The sequence below is a fragment of the Sphingobium psychrophilum genome (assembly GCF_012927105.1).
Lineage (GTDB): Bacteria > Pseudomonadota > Alphaproteobacteria > Sphingomonadales > Sphingomonadaceae > Sphingobium > Sphingobium psychrophilum.
The window spans coordinates 229312-254876 of the sequence record NZ_JABBFV010000003.1; the positions used below are offsets into that span (position 1 = coordinate 229312).

Sequence of the window (25565 nt, forward strand, 5' to 3'; positions counted from 1 at the left end):
AGAAACAAGGCAAAGCCGAGTTCAGCGAAGCTAAACGCCAGGCGCATTGCTAACCGCTTCTCGACACGCTCGAAGCCAACGGAATTGTTCCGTCAAAAACTCGCCTTCAACCCATCAATCACGAACTGCGCCGCCAACGCGGCCAGCAGCACGCCCAGCAAGCGCGTAATCACAGCCTCGATCTTGTGCCCCAGCATCGCCATCAACGGCCCTGCCGCCAGCAACGATCCCAGCATCAGAAGCAACGTCAACAGCACCGCGCCCAGCACCACCAGCCGCTCCGACAAACCGTCGGCCCGCGACATCAGCAACATGACCGTGGCGATCGACCCCGGCCCCGCGATCATCGGCATCGCCATCGGAAAGACGGAGACATCCTCCACCTCCGGCGTCTCCGCGATTTTCTGTGCCCGGTCCTCGCGCCGCTCGGTGCGCTTCTCGAACACCATGTCCATCGCGATCAGGAACAGCATGATCCCGCCCGCGATGCGAAAACTGTCGAGCGCGATGCCCAGCGTGCCGAGCAACTGCTTACCCCACAAGGCGAACACGAACAGGATCGCCGCGGCGATGCCGACCGCGCGGATCGCCATCGCCCGCCGCTGCGCCGGGCTGGCACCATTGGTCAGGCTGGCATAGATCGGCGCGCAGCCGGGCGGATCGATGACGACGAACAACGTCACGAACGCGGAAATGAACAGCTCGATCATGATCCCGCCCTCACTGTGTCGTCGATCACCGTTTCATAGGCAGCGCCAGTCCACATCCGCACCGTCACCTGCCGGCTGCCGTCCGTCGCGACGTCGGCGCTCCACAGCAGGCTCTCGTCGGGCGGCGGCGGCGCGTCGCCCTTCTTGCTCGGCGCAGGCGGCGGCGGCGGCGCGTCCCCTTGCGGCCCGCGCTTGCACGTCGCGACCTTCCCGCTCAGAAACTCCGGTGCCGCGCGCGCGCTGGTCAGCGTGTCGCCATGATCCATGATCCACAGCCAGCGCCCCTTCTTGCCGCGTCGCCAGATGGTGGAATAATAGCCGACCGACCCGTCCGGCCGGGTCCAGTTACCAGTGCTCGCGGCCAGATTGCCGTCGCACGACACATAGACGACCGACGTCGACCAGCGGACCGACGCCGCTGGATTGGCCTGCTTCTTCAGCCATTCCTTCGCCAAAACCTTCTGCGGCACGAACATCACCGCGTCGTCGGCGGCCGTTTCTGCAAAGGCGGTCGATTGCCCTTTTTCCTGCGCCAGCCGGTTGAACGCGATCTCCGCCGCAATGACGGAACTGGGATCAGGCTGAAAACGCAAAGGCGGTTTCGCAGCAACCAAAGCCGCCGCCGCCAAAGCCAGCAGCGCCAGCCGCGCCCTCACAATCCCTCCGGCTTGCCAAGCCCCGCCCGCGCATGGGCCGCGACCAGGGTGTTGCGCAGCAGCACCGCGATCGTCATCGGCCCGACGCCACCGGGCACCGGCGTAATCGCACGGACATGGGCCAGCGCCTCGGCGGTGGCGACATCGCCCACGATCCGGGCCTTGCCATCCTCGGTATCGGTCACGCGGTTGATGCCGACGTCGATCACCGTCGCGCCCGGCTTGATCCACTCGCCCTTCACCATCTCGGCACGGCCCACGGCGGCGACGACGATGTCGGCGCGATGGACGACGCTCGCCAGGTCGCGGGTGCGGCTATGCGCGATCGTCACGGTGCAGCTTTCGGCCAGCAACAGCGCCGCCATCGGCTTGCCCACGATATTGGACCGGCCCACGACCACGGCCTCCAGACCACTGAGGTCGCCCAGTTCGTCCTTCAACAACATGATGCAGCCCAGCGGCGTGCAGGGCACCAATGCCTCCTGCCCCGTCGCCAGCTTGCCCGAATTGACGACATGGAAACCGTCGACATCCTTGGCCGGATCGATCGCGCCGATCACGGCGGCCTCGTCGATATGCCCCGGCAGCGGCAACTGCACCAATATGCCATCGACCCGGTCGTCATGGTTCAGCTCTTCGATCAGGTCGAGCAGATCCTCTTCGCCGATGCTGTCGGGCCGCTTGAACTCGAAACTCTCCATGCCGGCCGCGACCGTCATCTTGCCCTTGGACCGCACATAGACGCTGCTCGCCGGGTCTTCGCCCACCAGCACCACCGCCAGCCCCGGCTTGCGCCCGGTCGCCTCGACAAAGCCCGCAACGCCCTCGCCCACCTTGTCGCGCAGGGTGGCGGCGAACGCCTTGCCGTCGATGAGCTTGCCGATGGTCATGTCAATTCTACCCATGTGTCGAGGAGAGCGGTCAGGCGCGCAAACGCCGCGCCTCCGCCGATGATCCGCAACCGCTTTAGCCGGTTGGTGTCGCCCGATTCCAGCAAAATCGCGCTGCGCGGCCAATCCAGCCGTTTCGACAGCAGCGCGATCAGCGCAATATTGGCCCTGCCCTTTTCCGGCACGGCGCGGACCCGCGCGGACAGCCAATGCGCATCGCGCTCGTCAACCCAACATCCGCCGATCGCATCCTTCGCCGCACCCGGCGTCAGCCGGACGGCGATCAACAGGTCGTCCCCCGCCGCCGTCCAGACGCTTGTCGGGGCTGGCGTCAGGCCGCGGCCCGCATCAGCGCCGCGAACAGATTCTCACGCACCGGGCCCTGCAAGATGATGACCGCCAGCAACACCACCATCGGCGACAGGTCCAGCGCGCCCAGATCGGGCAGCACCTTGCGCACCGGGCGATAGAGCGGCTCGGTCATCCGATCGAGCGCATAGAGGCCGTTGCGGACATATTCGTTCGACGTATTGATCACGTTGAACGCAATCAGCCAGCTCAACACCGCCTGCACGATGATGATCCACCAGATCGCCTCCAGCACGATATAGACGATCCCGTTCAGGGCGTTGAGAAATTCCAACAAGCTACCGGCCTTCCATGCTGCGCTGCCGCGAATGTAATGTCGTATCTAGCTATCTGACCATCCCGCCACAAGCGCCCGACGCGGATAAAGACACACGCTCAGCCCGCCGGCATCGTCCCCGGCCGGATATGGCCGAACATATGCGCGACATAGTCCGCCTTGCCCAGCGCCACCCCCTGCGCCCGCAGGATCGCATAGGCGGTCATCAGGTGAAAATAAAATTGCGACAGTGTCCAGTCCCGCGCATATTGCTCCGCTGTCAGGTCAAGGATGATGCCATTGGGCAGCGCATGTTCGACCGCCGCGCCATCAGCCATATCCAGCGCATCGGCGGGCAGGCTCTCCAGCAACGCAACCGCCTCGCCGATCCGCGCCTTTGCGTCCGCGATCGAACCGGGCCGCTCCCCCGCATCGCGCCCCTCGTTCAGCAACTCGTCCAGTAATGCGGGAAATGCCGCGCCCTGCAACCGATAGACCGCCTCATGCGCCTGGACGCAGGCAAAGCGGATCTGCGTCGCCAGCGGAAACATGTCCGGCGCCAGTCGCGCCGACAGCAGAGCCTCGGCGTCGGCCGCGGGCAATTGCGCCTGCACCTTGTCCAGCCAGCCCGACAGCGTCGTCAGCATCTGCACATAGGTCGGGACGATCAGGCTGGTCAGCGTCATATCTAAGCCCCTTATTTCCGCACCAGCGTGCCGGCGCCCTGATCGGTGAAGATTTCCAGCAGCATCGCGTGCGGCACCCGCCCGTCCAATATGACCGCAGCATCCACCCCGCCCTCGACCGCGCGGACGCAGGTTTCCAGCTTGGGGATCATGCCGCCGCTGATCGTGCCGTCCTGCTGCAACACGGCGATCGCCGCGGGGTCCAGATCGCTCAACAACTGCCCTTGCTTGTCCAGCACGCCCGCGACATCGGTCAGCAGAAAAAACCGTGACGCCTTGAGTTCCGCCGCGATCGCCCCCGCCATCGTGTCGGCGTTCACATTATAGGTATGGCCGTCCACGCCCATGCCCACCGGCGCGACCACCGGAATGATGCCAGCCTGCGCCAGCGTGTCCAATATGCGCCGGTCGACGGACACCGGATCGCCGACGAAGCCCAGGTCGACATTGCGCTCGATCCCCGAATTGGGGTCCGCCTCGCGCCGCCCGCCAACCTTCTCGCACAGGACCAGGCCCCCATCCTTGCCCGAAATACCGACCGCGCGGCCGCCAGCCCCGGCGATCCAGCCGACGATTTCCTTGTTGATCGATCCCGCCAGCACCATTTCGGCGATCTTGGCGGTTTCCGCGTCGGTGACCCGCAATCCGCCAACAAATTGCGATTCGACGCCCAGTTTCTTCAGCATCGCGCCGATCTGCGGCCCGCCGCCATGGACGACGACGACATTGATGCCGACCGCCTTCATCAGCACGACATCCTCGGCGAAATCGCGCGCGGCTTCGGGATCGCCCATCGCATGGCCGCCATATTTGACGACGAAGGTCTTGCCGGCATAGCGCTGCATATAGGGCAGCGCCTCGACCAGGGTTTCGGCCTTCGCCAGGAGCGCGGGATCGGGAGCGTGCTTGCTGTTCATGCGCGGGCGCATAAGGCCATATGTGGCCCGCCGCAAGGTTTGCGCACACCCCGCCAGCGCTCTTTGGAGCGGGAACCTATACCCTAACCCACCCCGTTCGTGCTGAGTAGGGTCTGAGTGAAGTCGAAGTGGCGTATCGAAGGATCGCGCTCAGCGTCTGATGCTTCGATACGGGTCTTCGACTTCGCTCAATGGCTACTCAGGACAAACGGATTTAGCGCATGACATCGCGAGCGAAGCGAAGCAAATCATCCTACTCAAAATAGTTAGTTCGCTAACTAACGAGAATCGCAAACCGCCCACAACTGTCGCACTCGCCGTCTCAGTTGCGATCCAGCCGCCGCCCCAGCGCCACGAGAAGATAGATCACCGGCGGCACTAACAGCGCCGACAGCAGCACCTTGGCCAGCATCTGCCCCAGCAGCAATTCGCCGATCGGGAACACCCCGTAAAAGGCGATGGTCACGAACAGCAAGGTATCGACGATCTGCGACAAGATGCTGGCGACCGCCGCCCGCAGCCACAACAGGCGCGCACCCTCCCGCCCCTTGAGCATCGCGAACAGGGTGACGTTCAGCGTCTGGGAAATGCCATAGGCGATGATCCCGCCCAGCCAGATGCGCGGCGTCCCGCCCATCATCATGGCAAAGGCTTCGGCCCTTTTGGGGTCCATGTCGCCCGCCGCCGGCGCGGCCAGCACCACGATCGACAGCAGGATCGACGCGATCAGCGGCAGAAAACCGATCTGCACCAGCCGGTTGGCGACCGCGCGGCCATGCAGTTCCGCCACCGCGCTGGAAATGGTGACCAGCAGCAGGAAGGCGAAAATCCCCGCCTCCACCGCCAATGGCCCCAGCCCGACCATAGGCCCGATCCCCGCCAACGGCCCCAACGCCACCTGCTTGTTGCCCAGCACGCCGGCGATGCACACCATGCCGCCATAGAAGATACAGAAAGCGAAGAGCGAACGGCTGATGGGCGCGGGGGAAGCAGTCATCGGCCGCCCTTACCGGCATTTGCCGCGCGGGGGAAGATGGAGTTGGTCCTTCCCCTTCTCCCCTTGGGGGAGAAGGATACGCAGCCTTGCCGCGCAGCGGCTAGGCGAAGTTGGATGAGGGGCAAACGCCCCCCCTCACCGCAACAACCGATATTTGACCCCCATCGCCTGCGCCAAGTTGCGCAATCGCCGCTCGACCGTCTCGCCATAGAGATCGGCGTCCCCGTCGCGCAGCAGTAATTCAATCTGCCCCTCCGTCCGGCTTAGCTGCGACACGGCCAGCGGCCCCTCGACCCCGCCCGACAGGCGCTGGGCCAGCCGGATCGCCAGCCCCCACAGGGCCGCCCGGCGCAATTCTTCGGGCTTCGCCAGCAACTCGACGCCCGGCGGACAGCTCATCCCCCCGCCAAAATGGCTATACAGCGCCTGCGCCAGCATCGCCCGTTCCGGCGCGGTGATCCCTACCCAATTGCTATGCAGCGCAATCTCGACACCCCTTTCGGCGCGAAAATCGGGGTTGGCGCGCCATCCCACATCGGCCAGCAAACAGGCGGCCCTGCGGATACGCCGCGCGGCACCATCGTCATCGGCGAACAGCGGCGCGATCCATTTGTCGATCCGGTCGCCATGCCCGCGAAAGCGCGCCTGCGCCTCCCCTTCCGCCTCGGCCGAAACCAGCAACGGGTCATCCGCCCTGATATCCTCCGGCAAAGCCTCGTAGAGCAGCCCTTCGCGCAGGCCATAGGCCGACACGACCAGCCGGCTCGCCTTCAACTGCCGCACCACGACCGACAGCAATGCCGCGGCGTCGGGCAGCGTCGGCACGCGCGATCCGGTCATCGCGGGAATCTGCTTCAACCGGGTGCGATCGACATGGCTGACGATCCGGGTCAGTTGCTCGGCCCGCGCCGCGGTCATCTCATATTGGTGGACGACCGGCAGCGGAAAGCTGGTCAACTGCATGTCGAACCGCGCCAGCGCGCGCCAAGACCCGCCGACCAGGTAGAATGGCAAGTCGGGTTCCGGCGTCCATCCCGCCTTCTCCAGCATCTTGACCACGATCCGCTCCAGCATCCGCGGCCCCTTGGCCCGGATCTGCGGCAGGCGCAGCACGCCCAGTGGCAGCGAAATCGTCTGCTCCACCGCCCCGCCCCGGATGCGCGCCAGCTCCAGGCTCCCGCCGCCCAGATCGCCGACGATCCCGTCTGCGTTCGGGATGCCCGACAACACCCCCATCGCCGCGCCGATCGCCTCCTGCGCGCCGGTCAGCAATTCGACCGTCAGGCCCATATCCTTGGCGCGGGCGATGAACACGCCCCCGTTGGTCGCATCCCGCACCGCGGCGGTGGCGACGCAGCGTATTTCCGTCACCTTCATCGCCCGGCACAGATGCGCGAAACGCCCCACGGCGCGCAGCCCCCGGTCCATCGCCTCCGGCTCGATCGCGCCCGTCTTGGCGAGCGACGCGCCCAGCCCCGCCATCACCTTCTCGTTGAACAGGGTGAAGGGGATGCGGCGCGGCCCGTCATAAACGACCAGGCGCACGCTGTTCGATCCGATGTCGATGATGGCGGTACGCGCATGCGCCGGCTGCGGCGACGTCGCCATGCTTTCGGCGGCGGCGCGAACCCGGCTCAGCATCGAATTCATCAGGCGCGCCCACGCAGGCGCAACGTCGGCACCGCTTCATTATCCAGCGCCGCGCCGCGCCCGGACAGCGACGGGTTGGTCATGAAATAGCGATGCAGGTTGAACGGCTTCTCCCCCGCATCCAGCCGCGTATAATGACCATCGCTGTCCAGCGACCAGCTCTGTTCGCTATCGATCAGGTTGGCGACCATCACCTGGTCCAAAATCTGGTCATGCACGGTCGGGTTTTCTATCGGCGCCATGAACTCGACCCGCCGGTCGAAATTACGCTGCATCCAGTCGGCCGAACTGATGAAGACCTTCGCGCCATTATTGGGCAGCGCCTTGCCATTGCCGAACACCGCGATGCGGCTATGCTCCAGAAAGCGCCCGACGATCGACTTCACCCGGATATTCTCCGACATGCCCGGCACCCCAGGCCGCAGGCAGCATATGCCGCGCACGATCAGGTCGATCTGCACTCCCGCATTGCTCGCCGCATAGAGTTTCTCGATGATCGCCGGATCGACCACGCTGTTCATCTTGGCCCAGATATTGCCCGGCCGTCCGGCGCGGGCATGGTCGATCTCCGCGTCGATCAGGCGGCACAGCGTATCGCGCAAATCGCGCGGCGACATGACAAGCTTTTCCAGCCGCTCCGGCTCGACATAGCCGGTGATATAATTGAACAGCGCAGCGGCATCGCGGCTATAGGCCGGATCGGCGGTGAAGAAGCTAAGGTCGGTATAAATCCGCGCCGTAATCGGATGATAATTGCCGGTGCCGAAATGGCAGTAGCTGCGGAACTGCTCGCCCTCACGCCGGATCACCATCGAAATCTTGGCATGGGTCTTCCAGTCGATGAAGCCATAGACAACCTGCACCCCCGCCCGCTCCAGCGCGTCGGCCCACATGAGGTTCTGTTCCTCGTCGAACCGCGCCTTCAGCTCGACCACCGCGGTCACGGACTTGCCTGCCTCTGCCGCGTCGATCAGCGCGCGGATGATCGCCGACTGCTTGCCTGCGCGATATAGCGTCTGCTTGATCGCCACCACATCCGGGTCGATCGCCGCCTGTTTCAGGAAGGATACGACGACGTCGAACGCCTCATAGGGATGGTGGACGACGATGTCCTTGGCCCGGATCGCGGCGAAACAGTCGCCGCCATATTCGCGGATACGTTCGGGAAAACGCGGAACATAAGGCTCGAACTTCAAATCCGGTCGGTCGGCGTCGACGATGCCGGACAGGTCGCTGATGCCCACAAACCCCTCGACCTCGACCACCACCGCCTCATGGCCCTGGAGCATGTCCTGCAACATCTCCTCGACCGGCGCGGGGATGCGCTCTTCAATCTCCATGCGAATCACCCGGCCGCGCCGGCGGCGCTTGATCGCGCTGCGGAAATGGCGGACCAGATCTTCGGCCTCTTCCTCGATCTCGATGTCGCTGTCGCGGATGATGCGGAACACGCCGCTGTTGCGCACGCGGTATCCGGGGAACAGGTCCGCCGAAAAACGCCGGATCACCGCCTCCAGCGCCATGTAGCGCGCCGGATCGCCGGGCACGCGCACGAACCGCGTCAGCGTCGGGGGGATCATCACCAATTCGCGAATCGGCTGCTTGTCCGACAGGCGCTCCAGGTCGAAGATGATCGACAGCCCCTGATTGGGGATGAAGGGAAAGGGATGCGCAGGGTCCAGAGCCTGCGGCGTCAGGATCGGGAAGATCTGCGTCAGGAAATGCTCGCGCAGCCATTGGCCACAGGTCGCGTCCATCTCGCTCGCTGGCCCGATGACTTCGATGCCCACCTGCGCCAGCTCGTCATGGACCGCGCCCCACACCTTCTGCTGCGCCAGCATCAGCCGGGTGCTTTCCTCGCTGATCGCGCCCAGTTGCTGCGCCGGGGTGAGGCCGTCGGCGGAACGCAGGTCGACATCCTGCAACTGCTGCCCCTTCAGCCCCGCGACCCGGACGGAGAAGAACTCGTCCATGTTCGCGCCGGAAATGGACAGGAAGCGCAGCCGCTCCAGCAGCGGATGAGCGCGGTTCATCGCCTCCTCCAGCACCCGCTGGTTGAACGCCAGCCAGGACAGCTCACGGTTGAAATAACGCTCGCTGGGCAGCGCCAGGCTGGCGGAGGGATCGGCTTCGGCCACGGATTACTCGCGTTGCTGAGGAGGGGGATCGGGCGGGACTATAGGCAGAAAGCCTGCGACTTGCAGAGCCTCTTTCGCCAGTGCGACAGAAATCTTGCGTCCAGATGACAATGCGGCGCGATCCAGTAAATGCGTGACCGCCGCGATGCCGCCATAGCTGCGTTCGACCCGGCGCACCAGCCATTCGGGCAGGTCGGCGGCATAGCCCGCCCCGACCGTATCGAACGCCCGTTCGATCAGCGCGCGGGCCAGCACCTCGTCCGGCTCATCTATCGCGACATGGGGCGCGGCCGCCAGCCGCGATCGCAGGTCGGGCAGCGCCACGGTCCAGGTCGCTGGCGGCGCATTCCCCACCATCAGCAACGGCCGCCGTTCGGTCTGCGCCGCGTTCCAGGCATGGAACAGCCGATGCTCGTCCTGCCCTTGCGCATCGTCGATGATCTCGCCGCCGCTCATCCGCGCAAAATGACGCGCCAGCGTGGATCGGCCGGACCGCGGCGGCCCGGTCAGCACGCTCACCGACAACGGCCAGTCGCGCCAGCGTTCCAGATGCGCGACGGCCTGGGCATTGGCGTCGCTGACCAGAAAGTCACCATTGCCTGCGCCACCATGCCATTCGAAGGGCAGGCTGATCTGGCTCATTGCGACGGCGGGGACGCCTGTCGCCGCGTGATCCGCAACGTAGTGCCGGACGCTGCGACGCTATAGCCCCGCGCCTGCAATCCCGCGCGCAGCATGTCGGCCGTCCCGTCGAAGCTGACCTGCATCACCGACGTGCCCCCCAGCGCCAGGCTGCTGGTATTGGCGGTCCGCACGCCGGGGATCGACCGCACCGTCGCTTCGCCCGCGCCGATCGATCCGACATCGGGCGTGTCGAACTGGATGGAGAAGCTTGTGCCGGTCGTGACCACGCTCGGCAGTTCCACCGCATCGATCGGCGCATCGACCGCATTCTCGATCTCCAGCGCGGCCGGATCGACCGGCTCCTCGATGATGAGCGAGGGGTCGGGCCGCAGACGGCCGTCGTTCAGCGCCCGGATATATAGCTCGTCGATCCGGCGCGCACCTTCGTCCAGCATCTTAGGCAAGCCGCTGTCGTTCGACGCGCGCAGCGTCACGCTGCCAATCAGGCTGTTGTCGGGACCGTAGCGCGCGGTGAAGACGCCCGTGACCGGCCCGCCGGGATAGGCGCGGTCCAGCCGCGCGATCGGGATCACCACGTCGGCCGCGCCATATTGGTCGAGCAGCACCCGCCACCACAGCCGCCCGCGCCGCCCGGTCTGCCCGGCGTTCAGCAGGATGGGATCGGCGATCGATCCCGCCACGCGGACATAATCGATCGCGCTGTCGCCGGTGCGGTATCGCGCCCAGGCCTTCTGCCATTCATTGGTGCGCTCATAGGATACGGCCGATCCGCCGTCCCACAGAACCGGAATCACCAGCAAGGGCGGCGATCGCATCACATTGCCCGACACGCCCAGCAGCGCGCCGGTGCGCGCGCGATCGAACAAAATGCCCAGCGTCGCGACATAGCGCGTCGGCCCGGCCTGCTCATAATCAATCTCTATCCCCGAAACCATCGCCTCGATCTGCGAATCGGACAGCGCCGGCGCGCCGCCGCCGCCATGGGTGCGGTTCCACAGCATCCGCCACGCCTGCCGCTGCGCCATGCGCCAGCCGGTGTAGCGGGCCGTATCGGCATCCTTGGCGAACACGTCCACCTTGACCCCCCGCACCTCGAAATCGCCGCCGCTGGCGATCGGCGGCACGCCGCGCTCCCCCTCCATCTGCGCGAACAGCGCCGCGGCGGCGAGGCCGAGCGCGATGGCGAACAGGATCTGGACGGGCCGCGAGAGCAGGCGCACAAAGGCTGCGGGGCGGGTTAGGGACTGGCTCAGGCTCACGCGCGCCCTTTTGGCGACAATTGCCCGCCATGCCAAGCGCGAACCTGCACCATCCCTCAGTCCTCCTCCCGTTCGGGCTGAGCGAAGTCGAAGCCCTCTGCTGAACGCAGGCAAGCACCTCGCTGCGCTCGGTCGGCCCCTTCGACTTCGCTCAGGGCGAACGGATGTGAGATGCAACCGCCAACATCCAAACTTCCGTTTTCGCGCCGCTTGCTCTAGGGCGCTGCCTCATGAGCGAGAACGAATCCTACAGCTACGCCAAGGCCGGCGTCGACATCGCCGCGGGCAACGCCCTTGTCCGCGCCATCGCCCCCCTGGCCAAGGCCACCCGCCGGCCCGGTGCCGACGCCGAACTGGGCGGCTTTGGCGGCTTTTTCGACCTCAAGGCCGCGGGCTATGACGACCCGTTGCTGGTCGCGGCCAATGACGGCGTGGGCACCAAGCTGAAACTCGCGATCGACCATGACCGCCATGACGGCGTGGGCATCGACCTGGTCGCCATGTGCGCGAACGACCTGATCGTACAGGGGGCCGAACCCCTCTTCTTCCTCGACTATTACGCCACCGGCAAGCTGGAGAGCGGCGTCGCCGAGCGCGTCATCGCCGGTATCGCCGAAGGGTGCCGCATGGCCGGTTGCGCGCTGATCGGCGGCGAAACCGCCGAAATGCCCGGCATGTATGCCGATGGTGACTATGACCTGGCCGGCTTCTGCGTCGGCGCGGTCGAACGGTCGAAGGTGCTGACCGGTAACAAGGTAAAGGCCGGCGACGTCCTCATCGGACTCGCCTCTTCGGGCGTCCACAGCAACGGCTTCTCGCTGGTCCGCCGCCTCGCCGCCGACAAGGGCTGGCGGCTCGATCGCCCGGCGATCTTCGATCAGGACGTGCTGCTAATCGATGCGCTTATGGCGCCGACGAAGATTTACGTGAAGAGCCTGCTGCCGCTGGTCCGCGCCGGCATGATCCACGCCCTCGCCCACATCACCGGCGGTGGCCTCCTCGAAAATATCCCCCGCGTTCTGCCCGACGGTTGCCACGCCACCGTCGATGCCGATAGCTGGGAACAGCCGCGGCTGATGGCCTTCCTCCAGGCGCAGGGCCATATCGAGCCGGCAGAAATGGCGCGCACCTTCAACTGCGGCGTCGGCATGGTGCTGGCCGTGGACGAAGCCCATGTCGCTGCCGTCACCAAGGCGCTGGAGGATGCGGGCGAAACCGCCTTCCGCATCGGCGCGGTCAGCGAAGGCGACAAGGGCTGCACCGTCAAGGGCAGCACTGAAACCTGGAGCGCCAAGGCCGACTGGTCGGCCACGCATCTGGGCTAACATCACCACCCTCCGTTCGTTTCGAGCGAAGTCGAGAAACGGTCGCGCCAGGGTTCTCGACTTCGCCCGAACCGAACGGAAGTTGTTATGCACAAAGCAAAAGTCGGCGTCCTGATTTCCGGCCGCGGCTCCAACATGGCGGCCCTGCTTTACGCGGCGAAGGCGGACGACTGCCCCTATGAGATCGTGCTGGTCGCCGCCAACGATCCAGACGCCCCCGGCCTGACCCTCGCCGCCGCAGAGGGCATCGCGACCTTCGGCCAGAGCCACAAGGGCCTCAAGCGCGCCGAATTTGATCAGATCATCGACGCGCAACTCCGCGCGTCCGGCGCGCACTATGTCGCCCTCGCCGGCTATATGCGCCTGCTCTCGCCCGCATTCGTCGCCGGCTGGGAAGGTCGTATGCTCAACATCCACCCCAGCCTGCTGCCCAAATATAAGGGGCTGGACACCCACCAGCGAGCGATCGACGCGGGCGACAGCCATGCCGGTTGCTCGGTCCATATCGTCACCGCCGAACTGGACGACGGCCCGGTGCTGGGCCAGACCCCGGTGGCGATCCTGCCCGGCGACACCGAAGACAGCCTAGCCGCCCGCATCCTGATCGCCGAGCATCAGCTCTATTCCCGCACCCTCGCCGACTTCGTTACCCGCGACCGCCATCCCGACTGGCTGCTCAACAAGGTGCGCGCAACAGCCCTCGCCCTGCCGCAAGCGGACGAGATCGTCTCCCACGGCATGCCCTGCTTCGGCATCGTCAAGGGCAAGAAATTCGCCTACTTCACCCGCGACCATCATGGCGACGGCATCATCGCCGTCCTCGTCAAGACCAACGCGCCGGAAGAACAGGCGACGCTGATGGAAGCCGACCCGGACCGCTATTACCGCCCCGCCTATTTCGGCACCGACTGGGTCGGCATCCGCCTCGACCTGGGCGACACCGACTGGGACCATATCGCGGACCGCCTCCGCTCCAGCTGGCGCCAGATCGCACCGAAGAAGCTGCTGGGCCTGATGGATATCGCGGAAGACTTTTGATCCTCTTCCTTTTGCCGCCCACGATCCCCATAGAGATCAGCCATGACCGACAGCCCCGCGCCCGCCATCCAGATCAGCAACCTCACCAAAGTCTATAAGGGCGGCAAGCGCGCGCTCGACGGCATCAACCTTTCCATCCCGCGCGGCCAGATCTACGGCCTGCTCGGTCCCAATGGCGCGGGCAAGTCGACCACGATCAACATCCTGGCCGGCATGGTGAACAAGACTGACGGCGACGTCAGCATCTGGGGCTTCGACATCGACGCGCATCCGCGCAATGCCCGCAACAGCATCGGCATCGTGCCGCAGGAAATCGTCTTCGACCCCTTCTTCACCCCGTTCGAGACGCTGGAAAATACCGCCGGCTTTTACGGCGTGCCCAAGGACCGCCGCCGCACGATGGAATTGCTGCGTGCGGTGCATCTGGACGACAAGGCCCATGCCTATGCTCGCACGCTCTCCGGGGGCATGAAGCGCCGCCTGCTGGTGGCCAAGGCGATGGTGCACAGCCCCCCGATCCTGGTGCTGGACGAGCCGACCGCGGGCGTGGACGTGCAATTGCGCCAGCAACTCTGGGCCTATGTCCGCGAACTCAATGCGCTCGGCGTGACGATCGTGCTCACCACTCATTATCTGGAGGAAGCCGAGCAACTCTGCGACCGCATCGCCATCATCAATCATGGCAAGGTCATCACCGACAAGCCGACCCGCGAATTGCTGGCGATGGCGCAGGAAAAGGTCGTACAGGTGACGGTGGACCGCGATGTGACCGTCGCGCCCGACGCGCCCTGCTTCGAAAAGGTGGAGCTGTCAGGCGACCGCACCCTGACCATCACCTATCTGAAGGACCGCGCCAATGCAGGCCAGGTGCTCAGCGCAGTACAAGCGAGCGGGCTGGCAATCGTGGACGTGGTGACCCGCGACCCGGATTTGGAGGATGTGTTCCTCAACTTGACGGCGGCGGCATGAGCTATCGGACTATGATTTTCCGTTCGTCCTGAGTAGCCACTGAGCTTGTCGAAGTGGCGTATCGAAGGATCACGCGCTGCGCTCGATGCTTCGATACTTGAACAGGTGAACCATCCCCCGGATGGTTCAGGATCGTCCGGGGGACGATCCGACCTGTTCAACTTCGACTTCGCTCAGCCCTACTCAGTACAAACGGCCGGTTGGAAAGAGAAGAGTTAATGACCACCACCCACGACGTCATCATCATCGGCTCCGGCGCGGCCGGCCTCACGGCCGCCATCAACCTTGCGCAGGACCGCAAGGTGCTGGTATTGGCCAAGGGCGCGCTCGACGGCGGGTCCACCAACTGGGCGCAGGGCGGCATTGCCGCAGTACTCGACGCCGGTGACAGTTTCGAGGCGCATGTCGAAGATACGATGGTCGCGGGCGCTGGCCTCAACGATCGCGCCACGGTCGAGTTCGTCGTCTCCGAAGCCCCCGCCGCGATCGATCGGCTGGCGCAACTGGGCGTCCCCTTCAACGCCAGCGAGGATGGCGAACAGTTCGGCGAACGCTGGCACCTGACGCGCGAGGGCGGGCACAGCCACCGCCGCATCGTCCATGTCGACGACGCCACCGGCCATGCGGTGCAGGTCGCCCTGCTCAAGGCCGCACGCGCCAACCCCAATATCACCCTGGTCGAGGATCTGATCGCGATCGATCTCATCACCTCGCGCCATGGCGAGCGCTATTCGGGCGATGGCCATGTCTGGGGCGTCTACGCCTTCAATAAAAAGACCAAGCATGTCGACGCGCTGCTGGGCCGCGCGACGATCCTGTGCACCGGCGGCGCAGGCCGCACCTATCTCTTCTCGACAGCGCCCAGAGGCGCGACCGGCGACGGCATCGCCATGGCCTGGCGCGCGGGGTGCCGCGTGTCGAACATGGAAATGAACCAGTTCCACCCGACCTGCCTCTATAATCTGGAGGTCAAGAATTTCCTGATCACCGAAGCCGTGCGCGGCGAGGGCGGTCACCTCAAACTTCCCCCCGGCGTGCCGGGCGGCGGCGAGCGTTTCATGCCCCGCTTCGATCCGCGTGAGGAACTGGCCCCGCGCGACATCGTCGCCCGCGCTATCGACCATGAGATCAAGCGGCTGGGCCTCGACTATGTCCATCTCGACATCAGTCACAAAGACCCGGAATTTGTAAAACATCACTTCCCCACCATCTATGCCCGGCTGCTCGACCTCGACATCGACATCACCAAGGAGCCGATCCCGGTCGTCCCCGCGCAGCATTATACCTGCGGCGGCGTGGTGATCGACCTCGACGGCCGCACCGACCTGCCCGGCCTTTATGCCGCGGGCGAAGTGAGCGAAAGCGGCCTGCACGGCGCCAATCGCCTCGCCTCCAACTCGCTGCTGGAATGTTTCGTCTTCGGTGAAGCGGCGGCCAAACATATCCGCGCCCATTGGGACGACCTGCCCGCCCCGCCGCCGATCCGGCCGTGGGACGAAAGCCGCGTCACCAACAGCGACGAGGAAGTCATCGTTCAGCACAACTGGAAGGAAATCCGCCGCTTCATGTGGGACTATGTCGGCATCGTCCGCACCACCAAGCGGCTGGAGCGCGCCCAGCACCGCGTCGCCCTGCTAGCGCAGGAAGTGGACGATTATTATGGCAATTTCCGCGTCACCCCGGACTTGATCGAACTGCGCAACCTGCTGGAAGTCGCCCGGTTGATCGTCCGCTCCGCGCTCCATCGCAAGGAAAGCCGCGGGTTGCACTATACGCTCGACTATCTCGACACCCTGGCCGAAGCGGTGGATACGGTGTTGGCACCTTAAAACGGACGGCTCTTTCCTACATGCGTCTTCCACGACATGATCCGACGCATGTCAGACCGCCAGAAATTCCTTCAGCGCCGCATTGAAGCGCGTCGGCTGGTCGCCCATGACCATATGGCCGCTCGGCCCGATCGCTTTCAACAGCGTGGCCTTGCGCGGCGCATAAGCGGTACGGAAGCGGCTGGTGATGGCGGCGGCCTGCTCGGCGTCGCTGCCCACGGCATAGACCACCTCCAGCGGCGCGGCGAGCCGCGGCAATTGCGGCGTCAGGTCGATATTGGCCAGGTCGCGCAGCGCATTGGCGATGACATCGGCATCGCTGCCCTTGGCGCCGGGCGTCTGCGCGACCATCTGCCCCAGATAGCGCCGACCCGCAAGCGTGCCGGTCAGATAACCCCTCAGCTGGTCAGCGAGAAAGCCCATGCCGCTCGCCGTTCCGCCCACCATCGCCGCGCCCGCAGGCAGCATGTCGACCACCATCACGCGCCGCGCCAGTCCTTTGAGGCCCAGCAGCATCGCCAGCGTGCCGCCCATGCTATGCCCCACGATTGCCGGCCGCTTCAGCCCTGCCGCGACGATATAGCGGGCGATCTCGTCGGCGACCGGCTGGATCAGCGCGCCGCTGGCATTGGCTTCCGGGGCCAGGCCGGCAAAGCCGCGTATATGGACCAGATGATAACGATAGCCCGGCACCCCGCCCAGCACCCCGTTCCAGATGCCCGGACCACTGGCGAGGCCAGGGATCAGGATCACGTCGGCGCCCGCCCCGCGTATATTCATCGCAATTCGGCGCGACACGAACGGCGCTGCCTGCGCCACCCCGCTCCACAAAGCGCCACCCGTCGCGAGCGCGCCGAGCATCAGCATGCGCCTGTTCATCCTTGCATCGATCATGCCGCCTTCTTGCCCACCCTGCCCTGAACCGCAACTGAGCGGCTTGGCCACCGATCAAAGAGTTGCATCGTTCATGCTCCTTACATCGCATTTGTGGAATCATTCGTCGCATCGGTCTTGCCGGACAAGCGGCAGGCCGCCCCTATGACGCCAAGAGAGTGCGGGGACGCTAATGACATTGCATAAAAACCGGGGCGGTTCTGCGCGCCTGGTCCTGTTGATCGCGGCGCTGTCGGCCTGTGTGAGCGCGCCAGAGCCGCCAGCGGCGCAGGCGGCCGCTGCCGTGCCGCAAAAGCCGCAACCCACCACCAACACATGGCCGATCCGTCAGGTCGCCAATCCACCCCTGCCCTATCGCGATATCGACCAGAATGAAACGCCGCCGCCCGCGCTGGTCAGCGTCGTGCGTAATCTGGGCCAAAGCTTCCGGGGCAAGGTCGGCATCGCCGTCCGCCGCATCGGCGCGGACTGGACCGTGGCGTGGAACGGCAATGCCCTGTTCCCGCAGCAGAGCGTGTCAAAGCTGTGGGTGGCGATGACCTTCCTCGACGCAGTGGATCGCGGCAAACTGCGCATCACCGACACGACCACCATCACCCGCAACGACCTGACCCTCTTCCACCAGCCGACCGCGGCGTTGGTGGCCAAGGAGGGCGGCTGGACCACCAGCTACTCCGACCTGATGCGCCGCGCGATGACGCAGAGCGACAATACCGCCAACGACACGCTGCTGCGCGCTGTTGGCGGGCCGGACGCGGTACGCGGCTTCCTGGCGCGGCGGATGATCAAGGATATCCGCTTTGGCCCCGGCGAACGGCTGCTGCAATCGGCGACGGCCGGCATGGACTGGCGGCAGGATTATTCGATCGGCCGCAATTTCTACGCCGCCCGCAACAAGCTGCCCATGTCGGTGCGGGTAAAGGCGCTCGACAATTATCTCGCCAGCCCTCCCGACGGCGCGGCCCCTTCCTCGATCGTCCAGGCGCTGGCGAAGCTGAAGGAGAACCAGATGCTCTCCCCCGCCTCCTCCCGCCTGCTGCTGTCGATCATGGCGGAAGCCAAGACCGGACCGCAGCGGATCAAAGGCGGTGTGCCGCCGGGCTGGCATTATCTGCACAAGACCGGCACGGGTCAGGATCTTCCCCCGCGATCGACCGGCTTCAACGATATCGGCATCATGACCGCCCCCGACGGCACCAACTATGCCGTGGCGGTGATGATCGGATCGACCACCGTGTCGATCCCCGAACGCTGGGCGCTGATGCAGGCGGTGGCGAAGGCGGTCGCGGCGAACCACGAACCGCGGTAAGGCGCTTGTAACATTGGCTATATCCGTTCGTCCTGAGTAGCCATTGAGCGAAGTCGAAATGGCGTATCGAAGGATCACACGTAGCGCCTGATGCTTCGATACGGGTCTTCGACTTCGCTCAGCCCCTACTCAGCACGAACGGGCTGGGTTAGACTAATGTCATAGCGCTCTAAAACCGCCGTACCACGCCCAGATAGGCCTGGCTGTCCGGGCTGTCCGCATTCAGGCCGATATTGGTGCCGATATCGAACTGCATGTCGTCCGACGGTTGCCAGGCGAAGGACAGGCCGGCGAGCGCCTCGGTTGCATGACCGGCGGGATCTTCGTCGCGCGTCACCTGCGCTTCGATCGTCCCGGACACGCTGTCGCTCAGCGAAAAGCCCAGCCCTGCGACGCTGCCATAGGCGACATGGCGGCCATCGCGATCCCCATCGACCGCCGCGTCGATCTGCGGCGTCAGGCCCAGGGACAAGCCGCCGCCGAGGTCGAAACTCACCGGCACGATCAGCCCTGCGCCCCAATCGCCAGCGCCAATCGCCGATCCGCCGGCCGGCAGCGAAACATAGGGCATGATCGCAATCGAAAAGCCCGACCCGTCGGGACTGGATAGGTTCCGGCGCAACGCGACCTGCACATCACCCACGCCGCTATCCTTCTCGACCAGCCCGCTGAGACGGTCGCGCGTGCGGACATGACCATAAGCGGTCCAGCCGACCTGCGCCTCCAGATGGTCACCCAGCCCCAGCCGCACCAGCGCATCGCCAGCTTGGATCGTGTCGGTGCGGGTCGATATATCCTGCTGGCGGGTCCAATCGCCCAGCCCCAGTTCCACCACCATGCGCCCCGGCTCCACGGTGCAGGCCGGTGTGCCCAGACCCGGCCGGTCGGCGCACAGGTCGCGCGGCTCCTGCGCCATCGCCATGCCCGGCGCTAAGGCCAAAGCCGCCGCCGCCATCATCCGCATCATTCGCCGCCCCAATCGCATTGCCGTTTCCCCCGTGACCGCCACGCTATATGCACTTTCCTGTTGGAAATGATGCAGAAATAATGGGGCGTCACAGCACGCCAACCGCCGCTGACCGGCCCATCGCCGCTGCCCACTGGAGGGGCGGCGCGTAACCCGCTATCCCCCTCCCCATGACCCAGAATCACCTCTATCTCGTCGATGGCAGCGGCTATATCTTCCGCGCCTATCACCAGCTTCCTCCGCTCACCAACCAGCATGGCCAGCCGGTCGGCGCCGTCTATGGCTATACGACCATGCTGTGGAAGCTAGCCGAGGAACTGGGCAAGGCGGAAGGCCCAACCCATATGGCGGTGATCCTTGATAAAGGATCGCACACCTTCCGCAACGATATGTACGACCAGTATAAGGCGCACCGCCCGTCCGCGCCGGAGGATCTGGTCCCCCAATTCCCGATGATCCGCGACGCCACCCGCGCCTTCTCCCTCCCCTGTATCGAGGAAGCCGGCTTCGAAGCCGACGACATCATCGCCACCTATACCAAGGCGGCGGTCGCAGCGGGCTGGCACGTCACCATCGTCAGTTCCGACAAGGATCTGATGCAGCTGATCCAGCCCGGCGTCGACATGTACGACACGATGAAGAATGAACGACGCGGCGCGGATTATGTGGTCGGCAAATTCGGCGTGCAGCCCGAACAATTGGGCGACGTGCTGGCGCTGATGGGCGACAGCGTCGACAATGTCCCCGGCGTGCCCGGCATCGGCCCCAAGACCGCCGCAAAGCTTATCACCGAATATGGCGATCTGGAATCGGTGCTGGCCGCGGCGCCGGCGATGAAAAAGTCGAAGATGCAGGAAAACCTGATCGCCAACGCCGACATGGCCCGCCTTTCGCGACGGCTGGTGGCGCTGCATGACAGCATGGACCTGCCCGAACCGCTCGAAGACCTGACGCTCAAGGGCATCCCCAAGGAGCCGCTCCAGCAATTCCTGTCCCACCACGGTTTCAAGACCCTGCTCAATCGCCTCGGCGCGCCAGCCGCCGCCGTCGCGGTCGCCAGCATCGCCGCCACGACCTCAGCCCCCGTAGCGCCAGCCGCGATCGAACACCCCGCGATCGACTGCGCCCTCTACGAAACCGTCACCACGGTCGCGCAGCTGGAAGCCTGGATCGCGGAGGCGCAGGCGCTGGGCGTCGTTGCGGTCGACACCGAAACCGACAGCCTCGACAGCATGGAATCGGGCCTGGTCGGCATCAGCCTGTCCACCGGGCCGGGTCGCGCCTGCTATATCCCGCTCGCCCACCGCTCCGCCGACGACATGTTCGGCGAAGTCCCGCCGCAAATCCCGCTCGACACCGCGATCCGCCTGCTGCGCCCGCTGCTTGCCGACGATGCGGTGCTCAAGGTCGGTCATAATATCAAATATGACCTCAACGTCCTCGCCCGCGTCGGGCTGGAGGTGACGCCGATCGACGATTCGATGGTGATGAGTTTCGACCTCGACGCGGGCAAATCGCTCGGTGGCCATGGCATGGACGAAGCGGCGAGCGTCCATTTGGCGCATACATGCATCAGCTTCAAGGAAGTGACCGGCACCGGCAAGAAGGCGATCAGCTTCGCCCATGTGCCCCTCGACCGGGCGACCGCCTATGCAGCGGAAGATGCCGAAGTGACCTGGCGGCTGTGGCACAGATTGTCGCAGCGGCTGGCGGCCGAGCGCGTCACCCGCGTCTATCAACTGGTCGACCGGCCGTTGATCCCCGTCGTTGCGACCATGGAGCGCCACGGCATCAAGGTCGATCGCGAGCAGCTCTCCCGCCTGTCCGGCACCTTCTCGCAATCGATGGCGGGGCTGGAGGCAGAGATTTTCGACCTCGCCGGCCACCCCTTCACCATCGGATCGCCCCAGCAACTGGGCGTCGTCCTGTTCGACGAAATGGGGCTGAAGGGCGGCAAGAAGGGCAAGAGCGGCACCTATTCCACCGACGTCACCGTGCTGGAAAAGCTCAAGGCCGAAGGGTCCGCAATCAGCGGGCTGGTGCTGGAATGGCGCCAACTGTCCAAGCTCAAATCCACCTATACCGACGCCCTGCAACAGCAGATCAACGCCGACACCGGCCGGGTCCATACCAGTTACTCGCTGACCGGGGCGCAGACCGGCCGCCTGTCCTCGACCGATCCCAACCTTCAGAATATCCCGATCCGCACCGAAATCGGCCGGCAGATCCGCCACGCCTTCGTTGCGGAACCCGGCAATGTCATCCTGGCGGCGGACTATAGCCAGATCGAGCTGCGCCTGGCCGCCCATATGGCCGACGTGCCCGCGCTGAAGGAGGCGTTCGCGCAGGGCGAGGACATTCACAACCGCACCGCGCAGGAATTGTTCGGGGAGGTCAATCGCGAAACCCGCGGCCGCGCCAAGACGATCAACTTCGCCATCCTCTACGGCATTTCGCGCTGGGGCCTGGCAGGTCGGCTGGAAATCAGCGCGGACGAGGCGCAGGACATGATCTCCAAATATTATGAGCGCTTCCCCGGCATCAGCGTCTATATCAATGAGACGCTGGAAAAGGCGCGCGCCAACGGTTTCACAGAGACGTTGTTCGGCCGCAAGACCTGGTTCCCGCGCATCACCGCACCGATCCAGCACGAACGCCAGGGCGCCGAACGCGCCGCGATCAATGCCCCGATCCAGGGCACCAGCGCCGATATCATTAAGCGCGCGATGGCGCGTATGGGACCGGCGCTGGAGCAGGCGGGGCTGCACCGCGTTCGGATGCTGCTCCAGGTCCATGACGAACTGGTGTTCGAATTGCCCGAAGGCGACATCGAAGCCGCGAGCGCGGTGATCCGCCGGGTGATGGAAAACGCCGCCGAACCGATCGTGACGCTCAGCGTGCCGCTGGGCGTGGAGATCGGCACCGGGCCAAGCTGGGGCGCGGCGCACTGATAAGCAAAAGGCTGGCCCTGTTGGGCCAGCCTTTTTTCAATCGAACAGCTCTTCCAGAAAGCTCTTCTTGCGCTTCTTCGGATATCCCCGCCCGTCGTCTCGATAATCGCGATCCGGGCGGTAGCTTGCCTGTCCGAAGGGCGCGGGCTGGGGAGGTGGCTCGTTCCCCTGCCCTGACCGTTCGATGATCTTGTCCAGTTCGCCCCGGTCCAGCCAGACGCCCCGGCATTGCGGGCAATAATCGATCTCCACCCCCTGCCGGTCCGTCATTGCCAATCCGACATGACAGACCGGGCAGAGCATGGCCGATACGGCAGCCTGATCCCGCATCCGCTTACTCCCGCTCGCCGGTCAGGCTGAGCAGCATCTGGAACAGGTTGACGAAGTTCAGGTACAGCGACAGCGCGCCCATCACCTGCATCTTCTGCGCGACCTCATGCCCGGCATAGACGAAATAGTCCGACTTGATGCGCTGCACGTCCCAGGCGGTCAGGCCAGTGAAGACCACCACGCCGATGATCGAGATGACCATCTGCATCGCCGAAGACCCCAGGAAGACATTGATCAGGCTGGCGACGATGATGCCGATCAGGCCCATCATCAGGAAACTGCCCATCTTCGTCAGGTCGCGCTGGGTGGTATAGCCCCACAGCGACATGGCGAGGAACATCACCGCGGCCGAGAAGAAGGCCTGGGCGATGCTGCCGCCGGTGAACACCAGGAACACGCTGCCCAGCGACACGCCCATCACGGCGGCGAACGCCCAGAAGGTCAGGCGTGCCGTTGCGGTGGACATTGTCTCGATGCGGAAGCTGAAGAAAAAGACGAAGGCCAGCGGCGCGAAGATCGCCACCCACTTCAAGGGCGTGCCGTAAATGGCGGCTGCCAGCGCCGGCGTGTTGCCGACCAGCGCCGCGACCAGGCCAGTGATGACCAGGCCAAGGCCCATATTGCGGAACACGCCCAGCATGTGCGCGCGCAGGCCGGCGTCGGTCTGCGCCGTCTGGCTGGCACCATAGCCCGGCATGCGAACGGGATTATTCATGGGAAACACTCACTCCATCATCCAATGTGGTTCGAGTGGCCCGGTGCGGTTTCTTGCGGCAAAGAAAGGGGGCAAATTACCGCAAAACCAGCACCGGGCACACCCGATGCGGTCCGACATCGCGACATGGATCAGGGGGGAAATCCATATCGCCAGAGGGGCCCGGCCCGCATCAAGAATATTGGGTGGGAAACGCCGGGGCGCAAGGGATCGCCCCGCCTGCAACATTTTATTACAATCAGCCCATGTCGCGCAGGTCATGGACAGAAGGTCATGGACAGGGGCAGCCATGCGCGAAAGAGACAGCAAGTTGGACATTTGTATCGCGTCATCCAATTTTGTTACTTAGCTAACTAACTTATTAACCCCCTGGAGATGGTAGGGAAGGATTGACCCTTACGACGCTTCGCGACATGGCGTATCCCCATGTCCGAAGACCAGCATATCCCAGCGCCGCTGCGCCTGTTCAACAGCCTGACCCGCATGATCGAGCCATTCGCGCCGATCGAGGATCATCATGCGCGCGTCTATAGCTGCGGTCCCACCGTCTATAATTACGCCCATATCGGCAATCTGCGCGCCTATGTCTTCACCGATACGCTGCGCCGGACGCTGTTGTGGAAGGGGCTGGCCGTCACCCACATCATCAACATCACAGATGTCGGTCACCTGACCAGCGACGCCGATGCGGGCGACGACAAGATGGAGGCGGCCGCACGCGCGTCGGCCAAGAGCATCTGGGATATCGCCGCCCATTATACGCAGGCCTTCAAGCAGAATATCGCCGACCTCAACATCCTGTCGCCCAGCGAATGGACGGTCGCGACCGACTATGTGCCGCAGATGATCGAATTTGCCGAAAAGATCGCGCCGACACATTGCTACGAAATCGCTACGGGACTTTATTTTGATGTCTCCAGTGTCCCTTTTTATATGAAGGAGGCAGATAGTGGAGAATTTATAGCAGCCTTTAATGCAAGGGTCAGTGGTGGTGATTGGACTAAAGTAAATGAGGCCGCCGAACATGCCCATGAGCGTGCACAATTAGCGAGTCGAATTGGAGCTGTTGAAGGCAAGCGGCGTCCTCAAGACTTCGCCATCTGGCGCAAGTCACCGCCGGGCGAGCAGCGCCAGATGGAATGGGACAGCCCCTGGGGCAAGGGCGCGCCGGGCTGGCATCTGGAATGTTCCGTGATGAGCCAGGCCCGCCTCGGCCAGCCGTTCGACATCCACACCGGCGGCATCGACCATCGCGAAATCCACCACCCCAACGAGATTGCGCAAAACCAGGCGTTTCACAATTGCTGTGGTGATCCCGACGCGGCGGCGGCCGACTTCACTGGCGCGCGATGGTGGATGCACAATAATTTCCTGGTGGACCGTCAGGGCAAGATGTCGAAGTCGAAGGGCGGTTTCACCACCCTATTCAGCCTCATCGACGCGGGCGTGCATCCGATCGCCTATCGCCTGCTGTGCCTGGGCGCGCATTACCGGTCCGAACTGGAATTCAGCGCCGACAATCTGGCCGCGGCGCTGACCCGGCTCAAGCGACTGGTCATGGGTGTCGAGGGGTTGAAGGCCCGCGCCGAGGGCGTGACCTGGCAATCCCCGCGGCTCGACTATCTGCGCGCCAACCTGCATCCCAAGCTGGTGCCATTACTTGAACAGTTCGACGCGGCGATCGCCGACGACCTGATGACGCCGCGCGCTCTGCCCATGCTGGAAGAAGCCATCGGCATCAAGAAGGTGCCGGTGGACGAAAAGCTCTGCCTGATCGCCGCCTTCGACCAGGCGCTGGGCCTCAACCTGCTGACGCTGTCCCGCGCCGACCTGCGGGTGCAGCCGAAGGATGCCCAGATCACGCCGGAGGAGATCGAGGCCGAATTGGAACGCCGCACCGTCGCCCGCGCCGAAAAGGATTTCGCCTTGTCGGACGAGATTCGCGACGCCCTGATCGCTCGCGGGGTCGAGGTGATGGACGGCGATCCGCTGCGATGGGACTGGCGGCTGACACTGGGTTGACGGTCGCGCGCGCGCATCGGCCTTGACGCCCGCCTTCCGCCGA

General features: G+C 64.7%; 23 protein-coding genes. 7 read left to right on the forward strand and 16 right to left on the reverse strand.

Annotated elements, in window-relative coordinates:
* Positions 1 to 92: 92 nt before the first annotated feature.
* The 12 genes from HHL08_RS06140 to HHL08_RS06195 form a co-directional block, all read right to left on the reverse strand.
* Entirely contained in the window at positions 93 to 710 is a 618-nt protein-coding gene (locus HHL08_RS06140) for a MarC family protein (RefSeq protein ID WP_169571597.1), read from the reverse strand.
* Positions 707 to 1366, reverse strand: coding sequence for a YybH family protein (locus HHL08_RS06145; RefSeq protein ID WP_169571598.1), 660 nt, complete (start codon positions 1364 to 1366; stop codon positions 707 to 709). The genes HHL08_RS06140 and HHL08_RS06145 overlap by 4 nt, the downstream gene beginning before the upstream one ends.
* The gene (folD, locus tag HHL08_RS06150) at positions 1363 to 2256 is read right to left on the reverse strand and encodes a bifunctional methylenetetrahydrofolate dehydrogenase/methenyltetrahydrofolate cyclohydrolase FolD (RefSeq protein WP_169571599.1); all 894 of its coding nucleotides are present in this window, start codon (positions 2254 to 2256) and stop codon (positions 1363 to 1365) included. Before folD ends, HHL08_RS06145 begins: the two co-directional genes overlap by 4 nt.
* Positions 2253 to 2591 carry a DUF167 domain-containing protein gene (locus HHL08_RS06155; RefSeq protein ID WP_169571701.1) on the reverse strand — a complete coding sequence of 113 codons (339 nt, stop codon included), beginning with the start codon at positions 2589 to 2591 and terminating at the stop codon, positions 2253 to 2255. The genes folD and HHL08_RS06155 overlap by 4 nt, the downstream gene beginning before the upstream one ends.
* On the reverse strand, positions 2588 to 2902 hold the full coding sequence (locus tag HHL08_RS06160) for a YggT family protein (RefSeq protein WP_235954956.1): 315 nt from the start codon (positions 2900 to 2902) through the stop codon (positions 2588 to 2590). The genes HHL08_RS06155 and HHL08_RS06160 overlap by 4 nt, the downstream gene beginning before the upstream one ends.
* A 98-nt stretch (positions 2903 to 3000) precedes the next feature.
* Positions 3001 to 3567, reverse strand: coding sequence for a DUF1993 domain-containing protein (locus tag HHL08_RS06165; RefSeq protein WP_169571600.1), 567 nt, complete (start codon positions 3565 to 3567; stop codon positions 3001 to 3003).
* A gap of 11 nt (positions 3568 to 3578) precedes the next feature.
* Positions 3579 to 4496: an acetylglutamate kinase gene (gene argB / locus HHL08_RS06170; protein ID WP_169571601.1), complete on the reverse strand. Its 918-nt coding sequence runs from the start codon at positions 4494 to 4496 to the stop codon at positions 3579 to 3581.
* Positions 4497 to 4806: 310 nt separating this feature from the next.
* Positions 4807 to 5481 carry a queuosine precursor transporter gene (locus tag HHL08_RS06175; RefSeq protein ID WP_169571602.1) on the reverse strand — a complete coding sequence of 225 codons (675 nt, stop codon included), beginning with the start codon at positions 5479 to 5481 and terminating at the stop codon, positions 4807 to 4809.
* Between the two features lie 135 nt (positions 5482 to 5616).
* On the reverse strand, positions 5617 to 7131 hold the full coding sequence (locus HHL08_RS06180; RefSeq protein WP_169571603.1) for a Ppx/GppA family phosphatase: 1515 nt from the start codon (positions 7129 to 7131) through the stop codon (positions 5617 to 5619).
* Positions 7131 to 9269 (reverse strand): RNA degradosome polyphosphate kinase, encoded by a 2139-nt coding sequence (locus HHL08_RS06185; RefSeq protein WP_169571604.1) that lies wholly within the window; start codon positions 9267 to 9269, stop codon positions 7131 to 7133. The genes HHL08_RS06180 and HHL08_RS06185 overlap by 1 nt, the downstream gene beginning before the upstream one ends.
* A gap of 3 nt (positions 9270 to 9272) precedes the next feature.
* Positions 9273 to 9911 carry a P-loop NTPase family protein gene (locus HHL08_RS06190; RefSeq protein WP_169571605.1) on the reverse strand — a complete coding sequence of 213 codons (639 nt, stop codon included), beginning with the start codon at positions 9909 to 9911 and terminating at the stop codon, positions 9273 to 9275.
* Positions 9908 to 11173, reverse strand: coding sequence for a heavy-metal-associated domain-containing protein (locus HHL08_RS06195; RefSeq protein WP_169571606.1), 1266 nt, complete (start codon positions 11171 to 11173; stop codon positions 9908 to 9910). Before HHL08_RS06195 ends, HHL08_RS06190 begins: the two co-directional genes overlap by 4 nt.
* Before the next feature lie 230 nt (positions 11174 to 11403).
* Between HHL08_RS06195 and purM the strand changes: the two genes are divergently transcribed.
* From purM to nadB, 4 genes are all read left to right on the forward strand, one after another.
* Positions 11404 to 12498, forward strand: coding sequence for a phosphoribosylformylglycinamidine cyclo-ligase (purM, locus tag HHL08_RS06200; protein ID WP_169571607.1), 1095 nt, complete (start codon positions 11404 to 11406; stop codon positions 12496 to 12498).
* A gap of 87 nt (positions 12499 to 12585) precedes the next feature.
* Positions 12586 to 13536, forward strand: coding sequence for a phosphoribosylglycinamide formyltransferase (gene purN, locus HHL08_RS06205; RefSeq protein WP_169571608.1), 951 nt, complete (start codon positions 12586 to 12588; stop codon positions 13534 to 13536).
* Between the two features lie 42 nt (positions 13537 to 13578).
* Entirely contained in the window at positions 13579 to 14505 is a 927-nt protein-coding gene (locus HHL08_RS06210) for an ABC transporter ATP-binding protein (protein ID WP_169571609.1), read from the forward strand.
* Between the two features lie 218 nt (positions 14506 to 14723).
* Positions 14724 to 16334: an L-aspartate oxidase gene (nadB, locus tag HHL08_RS06215; RefSeq protein ID WP_169571610.1), complete on the forward strand. Its 1611-nt coding sequence runs from the start codon at positions 14724 to 14726 to the stop codon at positions 16332 to 16334.
* 51 nt (positions 16335 to 16385) lie between these two features.
* Here the strand turns inward: nadB and HHL08_RS06220 are convergent, their stop codons facing one another.
* Positions 16386 to 17228, reverse strand: coding sequence for an alpha/beta fold hydrolase (locus tag HHL08_RS06220; RefSeq protein ID WP_169571611.1), 843 nt, complete (start codon positions 17226 to 17228; stop codon positions 16386 to 16388).
* A gap of 172 nt (positions 17229 to 17400) precedes the next feature.
* Between HHL08_RS06220 and HHL08_RS06225 the strand changes: the two genes are divergently transcribed.
* On the forward strand, positions 17401 to 18537 hold the full coding sequence (locus tag HHL08_RS06225) for a serine hydrolase (protein WP_169571612.1): 1137 nt from the start codon (positions 17401 to 17403) through the stop codon (positions 18535 to 18537).
* 169 nt (positions 18538 to 18706) lie between these two features.
* Here the strand turns inward: HHL08_RS06225 and HHL08_RS06230 are convergent, their stop codons facing one another.
* Positions 18707 to 19501, reverse strand: coding sequence for a transporter (locus tag HHL08_RS06230; RefSeq protein ID WP_169571703.1), 795 nt, complete (start codon positions 19499 to 19501; stop codon positions 18707 to 18709).
* A gap of 173 nt (positions 19502 to 19674) precedes the next feature.
* Here HHL08_RS06230 and polA point away from each other — a divergent pair, with 173 nt between their 5' ends.
* Positions 19675 to 22455, forward strand: a complete 2781-nt coding sequence (polA, locus tag HHL08_RS06235; RefSeq protein ID WP_169571613.1) for a DNA polymerase I — start codon at positions 19675 to 19677, stop codon at positions 22453 to 22455.
* A 36-nt stretch (positions 22456 to 22491) separates the two neighbouring features.
* Here polA and HHL08_RS06240 read toward each other — a convergent pair whose 3' ends face one another.
* Together HHL08_RS06240 and HHL08_RS06245 are read right to left on the reverse strand one after the other, a co-directional pair.
* Positions 22492 to 22785: a TFIIB-type zinc ribbon-containing protein gene (locus HHL08_RS06240; RefSeq protein WP_169571614.1), complete on the reverse strand. Its 294-nt coding sequence runs from the start codon at positions 22783 to 22785 to the stop codon at positions 22492 to 22494.
* A gap of 4 nt (positions 22786 to 22789) precedes the next feature.
* On the reverse strand, positions 22790 to 23500 hold the full coding sequence (locus tag HHL08_RS06245) for a Bax inhibitor-1/YccA family protein (RefSeq protein ID WP_169571615.1): 711 nt from the start codon (positions 23498 to 23500) through the stop codon (positions 22790 to 22792).
* Positions 23501 to 23926: 426 nt separating this feature from the next.
* On the opposite strand from HHL08_RS06245, the gene HHL08_RS06250 reads away from it, so the two are divergent.
* Positions 23927 to 25522, forward strand: coding sequence for a cysteine--tRNA ligase (locus HHL08_RS06250; protein WP_169571616.1), 1596 nt, complete (start codon positions 23927 to 23929; stop codon positions 25520 to 25522).
* The last annotated feature ends 43 nt before the right edge of the window (positions 25523 to 25565 follow it).

Excerpts from the sequence above, each read along its gene's own strand:
- purN (WP_169571608.1), top strand. The coding sequence starts at position 12,586 with ATGCACAAAGCAAAAGTCGGCGTCCTGATTTCCGGCCGCGGCTCCAAC.
- HHL08_RS06210 (WP_169571609.1), top strand. The coding sequence starts at position 13,579 with ATGACCGACAGCCCCGCGCCCGCCATCCAGATCAGCAACCTCACCAAA.
- HHL08_RS06190 (WP_169571605.1), bottom strand. The coding sequence starts at position 9,911 with ATGAGCCAGATCAGCCTGCCCTTCGAATGGCATGGTGGCGCAGGCAAT.
- HHL08_RS06140 (WP_169571597.1), bottom strand. The coding sequence starts at position 710 with ATGATCGAGCTGTTCATTTCCGCGTTCGTGACGTTGTTCGTCGTCATC.
- HHL08_RS06165 (WP_169571600.1), bottom strand. The coding sequence starts at position 3,567 with ATGACGCTGACCAGCCTGATCGTCCCGACCTATGTGCAGATGCTGACG.
- HHL08_RS06230 (WP_169571703.1), bottom strand. The coding sequence starts at position 19,501 with ATGCGGATGATGGCGGCGGCGGCTTTGGCCTTAGCGCCGGGCATGGCG.
- HHL08_RS06240 (WP_169571614.1), bottom strand. The coding sequence starts at position 22,785 with ATGCGGGATCAGGCTGCCGTATCGGCCATGCTCTGCCCGGTCTGTCAT.
- HHL08_RS06175 (WP_169571602.1), bottom strand. The coding sequence starts at position 5,481 with ATGACTGCTTCCCCCGCGCCCATCAGCCGTTCGCTCTTCGCTTTCTGT.
- nadB (WP_169571610.1), top strand. The coding sequence starts at position 14,724 with ATGACCACCACCCACGACGTCATCATCATCGGCTCCGGCGCGGCCGGC.
- folD (WP_169571599.1), bottom strand. The coding sequence starts at position 2,256 with ATGACCATCGGCAAGCTCATCGACGGCAAGGCGTTCGCCGCCACCCTG.
- argB (WP_169571601.1), bottom strand. The coding sequence starts at position 4,496 with ATGCGCCCGCGCATGAACAGCAAGCACGCTCCCGATCCCGCGCTCCTG.
- HHL08_RS06220 (WP_169571611.1), bottom strand. The coding sequence starts at position 17,228 with ATGATCGATGCAAGGATGAACAGGCGCATGCTGATGCTCGGCGCGCTC.
- HHL08_RS06225 (WP_169571612.1), top strand. The coding sequence starts at position 17,401 with ATGACATTGCATAAAAACCGGGGCGGTTCTGCGCGCCTGGTCCTGTTG.
- HHL08_RS06245 (WP_169571615.1), bottom strand. The coding sequence starts at position 23,500 with ATGAATAATCCCGTTCGCATGCCGGGCTATGGTGCCAGCCAGACGGCG.
- HHL08_RS06180 (WP_169571603.1), bottom strand. The coding sequence starts at position 7,131 with ATGAATTCGATGCTGAGCCGGGTTCGCGCCGCCGCCGAAAGCATGGCG.
- HHL08_RS06250 (WP_169571616.1), top strand. The coding sequence starts at position 23,927 with ATGTCCGAAGACCAGCATATCCCAGCGCCGCTGCGCCTGTTCAACAGC.
- polA (WP_169571613.1), top strand. The coding sequence starts at position 19,675 with ATGACCCAGAATCACCTCTATCTCGTCGATGGCAGCGGCTATATCTTC.
- purM (WP_169571607.1), top strand. The coding sequence starts at position 11,404 with ATGAGCGAGAACGAATCCTACAGCTACGCCAAGGCCGGCGTCGACATC.